Below are 10825 nucleotides of genomic sequence, written 5' to 3'. Positions count from 1 at the left end.
ACTCCCCGGTGCGCGCGTAGCGTTGTGCGGGGTCGGTGCGTGTGTCGCCGTAGGCGGCCGGATCGTCGAGTCCGCTGACGATGTTGACCAGGACCCGACCGCGGCTGAGCTGGTCGAGTGTCGCCGCCGCGGCGGCGAAATGGGCCGGCTGCCAGTAGCCGGGACGGATCGCGATCAGCGGCTTGAAGGTGCGGGTACGGGCGGCCAGCGCGGTGGCCACGGTGAAGGTGTCGGGGCGCCCCCACCCGGCGCCGAGGAGCGCGCCGCCCCAGCCGTGTGCCTCGGCCGTGCGGGCCAGCTCGGTGGAGTGCTCGATGGAGCCCCAGCCGGTTGTCGTGTCGTCGCCGCGGTGGCCCGGCTCGACGGTGTTCGGGATGTACCAGAGGAATTCCGGGCTCATCATGGATTCCGATCTCTGCTCGGCCGCCGTCGCGACGAGGCGGGCGACGACCCGTGGAAAGGTGGCCCCGGCGCGGTGGGTGCGAATCCGCTGTGCCGGCCGCGGTCAGCCGGGACGGATGGGTCCGCGCGGATCAGGCGCGACGCGACGGCACACGGCCGTCGCGCGGCCGAGGGGAACGGGACGAGAGGGCGTGGCGCGCGGTGGACCGGAAGGTCAACACTGGGCGCTGGACACGCGTACGAGGTCGACACAGCGCTCGCGGGTGAGCAGCGGGACCTCGTACATGCGAGGGAGTCTCTGTGTGATCGGCCGGAATGTCAATGCACCGGGTGCGCGCCCGGGGCTGACGGCGGTGGCCTGTCCGCGCGGGGCCGCGCGGCATCCGAGGGGCCGATTGCCGCCGTGTCACCACACGCCTCGGCCAGCTTTGGTCCGTACCTGTAAGTGATCTCCTCCGAGAGCGAACCCGAGGGACGTGCGCGTGCCCTTGATCTCCCGGTCGAGGAAGGACCAGCCTCGTGTGACATCGGCGGACGGGCAGAGCCGGGAGCGAGACGTGACACGGCAGCGGCCTGTCGGACGTTCGACAGGCCGCTGTTCCGCTCGGTGACTCGGTGACTCGTGGCCCGGTGACTCGTGGCCCGGTGGCCCGGTGAGAGGGCCGCGTGGCTCGGCTCGGTAAGTGAACCGCGCGGTCAGTCCTCGATCCAGCCGTGGCTCTCCGCGAACTTCAGCAGCTCACGACGGATGGAGACCAGCTGCTGCGCGCTCAGCTGCGGCCCCGCCGTCAGCAGCAGTTCGGTGACGTCTCTGGTGAACTCCATCTTGCTGAACACCTCACAGGTCCCGTCCGCCGCGGACGCGGTGGAGACCGCCGCGCGCGGAGCGAGCCGTACCGAAGAGGCCTTGAGCCCACGGTCGCCGTCCTCGACCTCGAACTCCACCTCAAGCCCGGAGCACAGCTGGGACTCGGGCAACAGCACGTCGTTCACGTGCAGGAAAACATCCTCGCCTCCGGTGTCCGGAGCGATGAAGCCGTAACCCCGGGCACCGTCGAAGCGAACAACACGACCAGTGATCATGCCAACCCCCAAAAGACCGGGCCCCTTGCCCGGACAACCAGCCCGGATCATAACCGCCCCCCGACGAAGTCCACGAGCCCGGTTCGCACGGCGGCCCCCTGCGTCCGCGGGGTGACGGGCGGCGGGAGTTCGCCTCCGCGGGTTGCCGGCCGACCGCGCCGCGCCCTCGGGCCCGTCCGTACGATCACCGAAGAAATCGCAGGTCAGGGCGGGGTGCGGCGCGATCGGGGGCGAAGGGAACGCGGCGGTTCTGTGGCCCGCCGTCACGGGGCACCGAGGACCCGTACCGGTGCGGCCGTCGCGGGGCCGGGGCTTCGGAGCGCCGGCACATCGGCATAATCTTCTAGTCTTGCCGACCGACGAGCCGTCCGACGAGCCGACCGGCACGCCCTGAAGGCCGAGGCCCCCGATCAGTGGATCACGGCCTCTCCCGAAGCGGCTTGCCCACCCCTGTTCCGCACGAGCAGGGCCGCGAGTACGGCCACCAGCGAAATCAGCGCCCCGCAGACGAACGCGGCCTGTATACCGTCTTGGGTGGCGGCGACAACGCTCAGACCGCGCGCCGCACTGTCGCTGGTCCGCTGCGCCATGACGGTGATGAAGAGAGCGGTGCCCGCGGCGCCGGCCAACTGCTGAACCGTGTTCACGGTCGCGCTGCCATGGGAGTAGAGGGGCTGCGGCAGCGAGCCAAGAGCGGTGGCCATGAGGGGAGTCATCATCATGGCCACCCCCAGCATGAGCACGCTGTGCACGATGACGACCAGCCATACAGGGGTGTCGGCGCCGTACATGGTCATGGCCCACAGCGCCGCGCTGAGCAGGAGGGAGCCGGTGACGACCAGGGGCCGAGGGCCGGTTCGGTCGAAGATCCGTCCGACGAAGGGCGAGATCGCCCCCATCAGCAGACCGCCGGGGAGAAGGAGCAGCCCCGTGGCCAGAGTGCCGAGACCGAGAACGTTCTGCAGATAGAGCGGCAGCAGGATGAAGGATCCGAACAGCGAGGCCATGGCGAGAACGAGGAGCGCCAACGCCACCCGGAACGTGGCGATGCCGAAGGGACGCAGATCGAGGAGGGCACGGCCGTCCCGCTGCAGGGTGATCTGCCGCAGGACGAACGCGGCCAGGCTCACGCTCCCGACGGTCAGGGGTATCCACAACGGGATCGCGGAGTGCCCGTCCGCGCTCTCCCCCAGCGCGCTGAGTCCGTAGACGAGCCCGCCGAAGGCGGGTGCGGACAGAGCCACGGATATGAGGTCGAGGGGCACCTTGCGGGGGGTCGTGAAGTTCTTCAGGAGCACGCATCCGATGGCGAGCGCCAGCAGAGCCACGGGGAGCACGAACCAGAACATCCAACGCCAGTCGAGCGCGCTCAGGATGAACCCGGAGAGAACCGGGCCGATGGCCGGGGCCACCGCGATGACGATCGTGACGACTCCCATGACCCGCCCCCGCCTGTCGGCGGGAACCAGGTTCAAGATGGTGGTGGTCAGCAGCGGAATCACGATGGCCGTCCCGCTGGCCTGGATGACGCGACCGGCCAGCAGGGACGGAAAACCGGGGGCGAGGGCCGACACCAGCGTGCCCACGCAGAACAGTCCCATGGCGCTGATGAACAGCGTTCGGGCGTGGAAGCGCTGAAGGAGGAATCCCGTGACAGGGATGACCACCGCCATGGTGAGGAGGAAGCCGGTCGTCAGCCACTGAGCCGTCGACGCCGGGATGCCGAGATCGTCCATGAGCCGTGACATCGCCACGCTCATGATCGTCTCGTTGAGCATGACGACGAACGCCGACACCACGAGGACACCGATGATCATGCGTGTCTCGGTCGGCAGCCCTGGCTCGGTGCCGACGTCCTGCGGCCGGACAGTCTTTTCTATGTGGTCAGGCATCTCTATGTGGTCAGGCATTTATCGCGTCCTGTAGCTCTGCTCGTGGGGCAAGGTCTCGCGTGTCCGGCGAGGCGGGTGCCGTGCGGCACGCCGGGTCGCCGCGGGCCGGATCACATCTGTACGTACGTTCGGGAGCGCGCGGCCTCTGGCAGGCGCTATTCGCCGGGCGGGGGCGCGTGGATGATCCGCAACGCCTGGGTGAACAGTTCGCGCGCGTCCACGGGGTTGCCCCTGCGGATCCGGGTCACCCACACCTCCAGCGCCACACGCACCGCCGCGGTGGTGATCTCCACCGCCAGCCTGGGCTCAAGGTCCAGTTCGGGGTCGGTTCCGGTGATCTTCGCGATGCGTTCCACCAGCCGCTTCGACTGCTCGGCGTCCAGGCGCAGACCGGCGGTGTGCAACGCGGGGCTGACGGTCATCAGCTGACACACCCGGAGCATCTGCCGGGCGGCGGGGCCGTCTCCGGTGCCGTAGGTCCCCAGAACATCGGAGTAGACCAAGGCCAGCAACGCCATGGGAGGGTGCCCGCTGTCCCGGGCGAGCCGCGCTTCCAGGGCGTCGGCGAAATCCTGATGGATGAGCAGGGCCGCGTCCTCCTTGGTAGGAAAATGACGCAGCACGGTACGGGCGGAGACGTCGGCGGCGCGGGCGATCTGCTCCAGCGTTGTCGCTTCCACCCCCTGCGACTCGAACAGGTCCAGGGCGGCGGCGCTGATCTCGTCCCGCGTACTGCGGCGTCGGCGTTCCCTGAGACCGGAGCGGGTGCTCCCCTCCGGTGTCACCGCGACTTCTTCCTCACACATGTCAGCCACCGCCACATTGTCACACATCGCCATGTCGGCGACGACGGACAATGAGCGGGGTCGGAGCACCTCGGCGCGGCGGGCACGGCCCCCGGGCTCCACCGATGTCACGGCCCCGCCGATGTCACGGCTTCACCGAGGTCACCACCCGGCGGCCGGAGATCCTCCGGCCGCCGGACGGCGGCGCCGCTCCCGTTCCCCGGAGGCCGGTTCGCCGACGCCGGAGCCCTCCCTCCCCCAGCGGGGGGTCAGTTGGACGCGAAGCGCTGGGGGTCGAAGAGCGAGAGATCCTGGCTGGTGGTGCCGTCCGTGACGAGTTCCGTGAGGGATTCGCCGATGGCGGGGACGAATTTGAAAGCGTGTCCCGATGTTCCGGCGGCGACCACGACGCGGCCCCGGTCGGATACCGGACCGATGGCGAACGCCTGGTCCGGGGTGTTGTCATAGAGGCAGACGGCGCTCTTGCGGTAACGGCCCGCGCCCGACAGCCGCGGTATCCGGGTCCGGAGGAAGTCCTGGATCTCGGCGATCTCCTCCGGGCGCACGAAGCGGTCGACGCGGTCGGGATCGGCCGGTGTGCCGCCGCTGTGCACCCCCGCCTTCACCCCGCCGTGCAGACCGTTGGCGGCGGGGTGCCCGTACCCCACCATGCCGTCGCCCTCCCATATCCAGTACGGGAAGCGGCCCGGCTGGAAGTCCTCGGCGCCGCCCTCGGGGTTGAACCACAGCATGACCTTGCGCAGGACCTGGACCGGCAGGTCGAGCGCGGGCAGCAGACCGGGAGCCCAGCAGCCGGCCGTCACCACCACATGCCCGACGTCGTAGACCGCGTGGTCGGTGCGCACACGCGATCCGTCACGGGTCTCGGTGATCTCCCGTACCTCTTCGTTGAAGCGCAGCTCGGCGGAGTTCTTCCGGGCCAGCTCCAGTTGGACGCGCACGGTCTGCTCCGGCTGGACGAACCCGGAGCCCGGGTCGTAGACGGCGGCGCAGTCCGCCGTCGGCTCGAACTGCGGGTAGCGGGAGTGCACCTCGTCCGCGGTGAGGTATTCGTGTTCGAGGCCGCACTGCTGCGCACTGGACCGGGCGGCCGGCACCAGGGTGCCGTCCGCGGGGCCGATGCACAGGCCACCGGTGCGGTGGAAGAGGGTCTCACCGCTCACCTGCTCCAGCTCCGACCACAGGGTGTAGGCGCGGCGCAGATACGGCACGTACTCGGGGCCCATGAAGTACGCCTGCCAGACCCCCCGCGACTCACCGTGGCTGGCGCCCAGGTCGTGGACGGGTCCGTAGCGTTCCAGTCCGAGGACCTTCAGGCCCGCCGCGGCCAGGGAGCGGCATGCGGCACTGCCCAGGCCACCCAGTCCCACGACGGCGACATCGTAACGCTCTTCCACTACTTCTCCCTTTCGGACATCGGACAGCGGGCGGCGTTCACGCGCTCCATCTCGTTCGCGAGGTCACGGTGTGTGCCGTGCTCGCTGGTCGCGAAGTGCTGTGTGGTCTTCTCCCTGGTCTCCTCGTTCAGTTCCTGACTGAGCTTGAACATGCCGTCCACTTCCTCGACGTCCAGCTCGAAGGCTCCGACGGCGGGAACGATCTTGTCGAAATAGTCCAGGGACTCCCGCATGTCCCATCGGCGTCCGAAGCGGCCCTCCAGGGCGCGGACCGTCCGGTGGATCACCCGGAGGGTCTCCTCCCCCGCCGGGAGGGGCCGCAGCGTCCCGCGGACGTGGACCGCTGTGAAGTTCCAGGTCGGTGCGGCCGGTGTGTAGCCGTAGATCTCCGGGGAGATGTACCCGTCCGGCCCCCGGAAGATGAGCAGGGAGGGATGCTCTCCCGAGGCGATGTGGCGCCAGTGCGGGTTGGCCCGGTTCATGTGGCCGATCAGACGGTGACCGCGCAGGTCCGCCGGGCCGTCCCGCAGGGCCTGTTCCACCTCCGGCGGCACGATCACCGGCAGATGGGTGGCGAAGGGCACCGGGTCCGCACCGGTGACGAGGGTCGCCAGCGGGCCGGCGCGCACCACGGCCAGCGCCGCCTCGGGACTGCCCCGGTAATGGGCAGGAACGTACATGCCGTAGTTCTCCTTCTCCGGTCCGAGACATGCGGGGCGGGCCCGAACAGGCCACTATCCGCGGGCCAGCAGTGAGGAGGCGATCTCACCGGCCCGCACGGCGATGTTGGACAACAGCGTCGAGGAAAGTCCGTGCGTGTGTTCCGTGGCCCCTTGCAGATAGAAACCGCAGTGCACTCCTTCCTCCGTCCGGATGCGGTAGTCACGATCGACGCGGAGCCGGCCGGAGCTGTCACGTTTGCACAGCTTCATGATTTCGGGGGCGATGATGCTTTCGGGCGGCGCCGGGCGGTATCCGGTCGCATAGACCAGATAGTCGGAGGCCACGCTTCTCTTCTCGCGGGTGGTGAGGGACTCAAGGGTGAGAGAGAGCCGGCCGGAAGTCTCTTCGACTTCCAGGATCCGTGAGACGTTGTCGATCAGCAGACGCCGGTCGTCGGTCACCTTCTCCTGGTACCAGATGCGGTACAGCTCTTCGATCAGATCCTGGTCCACCACCGAGTAGTTGGTGCTCCCATGACGGTCGATGAGCATCTGGCGAACGGTGTGGGACGACTCGAAGAATTCGTCCACGGCCGTCGGGTCGAAGATTCGGTTGGCGAACGGGGAATCGTCCGCCGGATTGTATCCGTAATGCGAGAAGACCGCCCGTACCAGGGCCCCGGGGAAACGGCCGTGGAGATACGCGGTGACCTCCGCGGCGCTCTGGCCCGCCCCGACGACGGTGAACGTCACCGGTTCGTCGCGGGGGATGCCCTCCAGCCGCGTGAGCAGGCGGCTGCTGTGCCAGACGCGTTCGGATTCCTCCGCGCCCTCGGGAAGGTGTGGTCGCAGCCCGGGGGCCAGCACCACGTTCCTCGCCTGTCGGACCACGTGCCGGGGGCCGTCGGGCCCGCTCGGCGTCAGATGCACGTTCACGTGCCGCAGCCCGGAATCCGCCCAGACCGGCTCGACCCGGGACACCTCGCAGCCGTAGCTGACGCGGTCCGAGTACGCGTTCGCGGCCCATTCGAGATAGTCGTGGAACTCGACACGACTCGGGAACAGGACCTTGTGGTTGATGAAATCGACCAGCCGTTCCCGACTGTGCAGATAGGAGAGGAACGTGTACGGGCTCCCCGGATTCCGTAGCGTCACCAGGTCCTTGAGGAAATGCACCTGCATGGTGGCATCCTTCAGGAGCATGTCCCCGTGCCAGGAGAACCGGGGATGGCGTTCATAGAAATGAACCCTGGGCCGCGGCCTCTCCTGCTCCCCCAGGGCAATGGCGAGGGAGAGGTTCGAAGGACCGAATCCGACGCCGAGCACGTCGAGTGGAGCTTCATCGCCTTCACTTGCCGACGGGGAGTACAGCACCGTATCCGTGCTTGCGGTCAAGATGTTCTCCCTCGGGAGTCCGACGTGCACAACAAGGTACGGGATTCGGGAATGAGCCTGCACGCGCGATCTCGAACGGTCAAGGACTCACCCCATAGGAAAATCGTCCTGCTCCGGTGAATTATCGAAGAACCGGACACCGGATGGAGGTGGGCTGTACCGGCCGCCGCGGACGCGTCGCGGCGGCGGAATTCCTCTCATATCGATGGCGTCGCATCATGCTCCGTGGCCCGTAGATGGGGTAGAAGCGTCTCGAAGGCGGGGCGCACTCCCAGGGACGTGTCGAGCAGCAGACCGCCGTTGCTCAGGGCCAGGCGCCGAAAGGCGTCGACCCGGTGTTCGTAGACGTCGAGGGAGAGCGGGTCGTCCCTCTCGCCGACCCGGCCACGGACCCGTCCGCTGGCCTCCGCCGCCGACACCGTGGTGAAGACCGAGAGGTCCGGGGCCGGAAAACAGTCGAGCAGCGGCTCCACCACCGCGCGTGTTTCGGGCGGGACCCTGTGCATGAGCAGCTCACCGAGGGGGGTGAACAGATAGCGGTCGACCATCACGGTCCGGCCGGCCCGCAGACACGGCAGAATGCCGGCCCGGACCGTCATCAGCCTGTCCCCGAGCACGGAGCAGCACATGGCGAGGGGATCCACCCTCCCCTCGCGCACGGCGCCGAAGGGGTCGGCGCTGTACTCCCTGAACCACTTCATGCGCTTCAGTTCGCGCGAGGGCAGCTTGAATCCGCGCACGGTGCGTCCGTGCGCGCGCAGGTAGGAGCGGGTCAGCCGGAGGGTGGTGGTCTTGCCGCTGCCGTCCACCCCGTCGAACGCGATCAGCGTCCCCGGCAGCCCGTGCGGTTTGAGCGGGAGCCGCCATTCCTGACTCAACGGTCTCCTCCGCGATAGGCCGCCGTGGTGCGGTGGACCAGACGGCGCAGGCCCTGGGGGACGTTCTCGCCGCGATGCAGCAGTGAGGGGTTGTCCCACACCAGCAGATCGCCCGGCCGCCAGTGGTGGACGTACTGCCAGCCGGGGCGCAGGGTGTGGGCGTACAGCTCCTCGATCAGCGCGCGGCTCTCGGCGTCGCCGAGACCTTCCACATGGTCCAGGCACATCTCGTTCAGGTAGAGCGCGGGCTCACCGGTGACCGGGTGGGGGCGGACCAACGGGTGGGTGGCCGGCGGGAAGTCCCGGAGTTCCCGCTCGGCGTCCTCCACCGTCACCCGCCGGGACGCCTGTCGCAGGTTGGAGAAGTTCCTTCCGAAGTCGTGTACGGCGCTGAGCCCCGCGACGCGTTCCCGCAGAGCCGACGGCAGCGCGGCCAGCGGTGCGCGGGTGTCGTTGAAGTGTGTGCGTCCGCCTTCCGCGGGAACCTCCACACCGTACAGAAGCGTCGCATCGGTGGGCTCGGTCCGGAAGGACGCGTCGCTGTGCCAGTGTTCGGCCGGTCGCCGGTACGCGCGCGGCGGGGACTCGCGGAAGACCTCGGCGAACGGGCTGTCGGGGTGCGCGTGCGTGGGGTCCCACGGCAGGGACGGGCTGCCGAAGAGCCGAGTGGTCCCCAACTGGTCCTCCACCGTGAGGTGTTGACCGGAGAAGAGCAGAAGCTGGTGGCGGTGCAACGCCTCCACCAGCTCCGGCCCGCGGGCTTCGGCCGCGGGAGAGCCCAGCTGTACGCCGAACACCTCCACGCCGAAGGACCCGCTCATCGGTTTAAAGGTGATCATGTACGGAGCTCCTTGCCGCCGACATCGCCGACATCCGCGCCGCGCCGGAAGGGGACCGACTCCCGTGTCCGGCGGGCCGTCTGACGTGCCCTCGGCCGCACGGGTCAACGGTCTCCGCTCGGGCCCTCCTCGGCCACCGTCCGGTCGGCCGGGATTCATTACACCTCAGGATCGGACGGATAACAGCAGTGCCGACGTGGGACCTTGGACCTATTGCTCGGGAACCGGGCCCCCTGTCAAGCTGTCCGACCATGGACGCAGTGCCACAGGAAATTCTCTACAATCCTCGTGATCCGAAGATGCGTAGCGATCCCTATCCCTTCTATGCAAGGCTGCGTGAGCGCGAACCCGTCCACCGGACCCCCTTCGGATTCTGGGCGGTTTCGGGCTTCGAGGAGTCCTCGCTGCTTCTCCGCGATCCCCGGCTCACGAGCGAGTTCCACCGGGACGCGAAGTGGGCCGAACACCGGGGCGGCTGGGACAGCCCCGTGGTGACCGATACCCGAATGTGGATGCTCATGCTGGACGGTGGCGCCCATCGTCGTATCCGTGGCCTGGTCAATCCCGTGTTCAACGCACGTTCCATCATGGATATGCGTCCACGTATTTCGGCGATTCTCGATCGGGTTCTGGACGAGATGGGCGACGGGGAGGGAATCGACCTCATCGACGCTCTCGCGCTCCCCCTCCCGGTGACGGTCATCTGCGGGCTCGTCGGTCTTCCCGTCGAGGACCGGGAGCAGTGCCGCAAGTGGACCGAGGCCATCGGCCACGTCGTGGACCCCTCCCTGAACGACGAGACACAACAGACCATGAACGCCTCCCTGGTGGAGTTCCGGGCGTACATCGGGGAGCATCTGGCCAAGCGCCGCACGGATCCGCAGGACGACATCCTGTCCCGCCTGATGCTCGCGGAGGTGGACGGCGAACAGCTCTCGGACGACGAGGTCATCGCCAACGTGCTGCTCCTGTTCAACGCGGGCCATGAGACGACGGTGAACCTGGTCGGCAACGGGATGCTGGCGCTGCTCCGGAATCCCGACCAGATGCGGCTGCTGCGCGAGGATCCCGATCTCATCGAGGAGGGCGTCGACGAGTTCGTCCGGTACGACGCTCCGGTCCAGCTCGTCGCCCGTATCGCGACCGCGGATATCGAGGTGGGCGGGAAGACCATTCCCGCCGGTTCGAAACTGATGATTCTTCTGGGCGCCGCCAACCGGGACCCGCGTCGCTATGCGCACCCGGAAGAGCTGGACATGACGCGAACCGACATCAAGCCTCTGGCCTTCGGCGGCGGTCCGCACTACTGCATCGGTGCCCTGTTGGGAAAAATCGAAGGACGCCTGGTCTTCCGGGAAATGCTGCGGCGCTATCGGGACATCTCGCTTTCGACGGAGAACCTCGTCTGGCGGCCGCATGTCAATTTCAGGGGGTTGAGTGAGCTGCGGGTCGACCTTGTTCCCTGACCTCA

Annotated in this window: 10 protein-coding genes; 1 reads left to right on the top strand and 9 read right to left on the bottom strand. The window is 68.2% G+C overall.

The window, feature by feature from the left end; translation table 11 throughout:
* From DVH02_RS01960 to DVH02_RS01920, 9 genes are all read right to left on the bottom strand, one after another.
* Positions 1–403 (bottom strand): LLM class flavin-dependent oxidoreductase (locus tag DVH02_RS01960; RefSeq protein WP_233517988.1); only part of this gene is annotated, 403 nt, incomplete at its 3' end.
* 695 nt (positions 404–1098) lie between these two features.
* Entirely contained in the window at positions 1099–1485 is a 387-nt protein-coding gene (locus DVH02_RS01955) for a cold-shock protein (RefSeq protein WP_114621905.1), read from the bottom strand.
* 410 nt (positions 1486–1895) lie between these two features.
* The gene (locus DVH02_RS01950; RefSeq protein ID WP_233517987.1) at positions 1896–3395 is read right to left on the bottom strand and encodes an MDR family MFS transporter; all 1500 of its coding nucleotides are present in this window, start codon (positions 3393–3395) and stop codon (positions 1896–1898) included.
* A gap of 137 nt (positions 3396–3532) precedes the next feature.
* The gene (locus tag DVH02_RS01945; RefSeq protein ID WP_233517989.1) at positions 3533–4183 is read right to left on the bottom strand and encodes a TetR/AcrR family transcriptional regulator; all 651 of its coding nucleotides are present in this window, start codon (positions 4181–4183) and stop codon (positions 3533–3535) included.
* Positions 4184–4431: 248 nt separating this feature from the next.
* A complete protein-coding gene (solA, locus tag DVH02_RS01940; protein WP_158575828.1) occupies positions 4432–5580 on the bottom strand; it encodes an N-methyl-L-tryptophan oxidase in 1149 nt (382 codons plus the stop codon).
* Positions 5580–6260, bottom strand: a complete 681-nt coding sequence (locus DVH02_RS01935) for an FMN-binding negative transcriptional regulator (RefSeq protein ID WP_114621902.1) — start codon at positions 6258–6260, stop codon at positions 5580–5582. The genes solA and DVH02_RS01935 overlap by 1 nt, the downstream gene beginning before the upstream one ends.
* Positions 6261–6314: 54 nt before the next feature.
* Positions 6315–7700 carry a lysine N(6)-hydroxylase/L-ornithine N(5)-oxygenase family protein gene (locus DVH02_RS01930; protein ID WP_233517986.1) on the bottom strand — a complete coding sequence of 462 codons (1386 nt, stop codon included), beginning with the start codon at positions 7698–7700 and terminating at the stop codon, positions 6315–6317.
* Positions 7701–7834: 134 nt separating this feature from the next.
* Complete coding sequence (locus DVH02_RS01925; protein WP_158575827.1) at positions 7835–8515, bottom strand: dTMP kinase; 681 nt, start codon at positions 8513–8515, stop codon at positions 7835–7837.
* Positions 8512–9354 (bottom strand): TauD/TfdA dioxygenase family protein, encoded by an 843-nt coding sequence (locus DVH02_RS01920; RefSeq protein ID WP_158575826.1) that lies wholly within the window; start codon positions 9352–9354, stop codon positions 8512–8514. Before DVH02_RS01920 ends, DVH02_RS01925 begins: the two co-directional genes overlap by 4 nt.
* 251 nt (positions 9355–9605) lie before the next feature.
* On the opposite strand from DVH02_RS01920, the gene DVH02_RS01915 reads away from it, so the two are divergent.
* The gene (locus DVH02_RS01915; RefSeq protein WP_114621899.1) at positions 9606–10820 is read left to right on the top strand and encodes a cytochrome P450; all 1215 of its coding nucleotides are present in this window, start codon (positions 9606–9608) and stop codon (positions 10818–10820) included.
* Positions 10821–10825 lie beyond the last annotated feature (5 nt).

Source organism: Streptomyces corynorhini, assembly GCF_003346515.1.
GTDB lineage: Bacteria > Actinomycetota > Actinomycetes > Streptomycetales > Streptomycetaceae > Streptomyces > Streptomyces corynorhini.
Note: the sequence above shows the minus strand (reverse complement) of the source record. Positions and strands in the feature narration are given on the sequence as shown.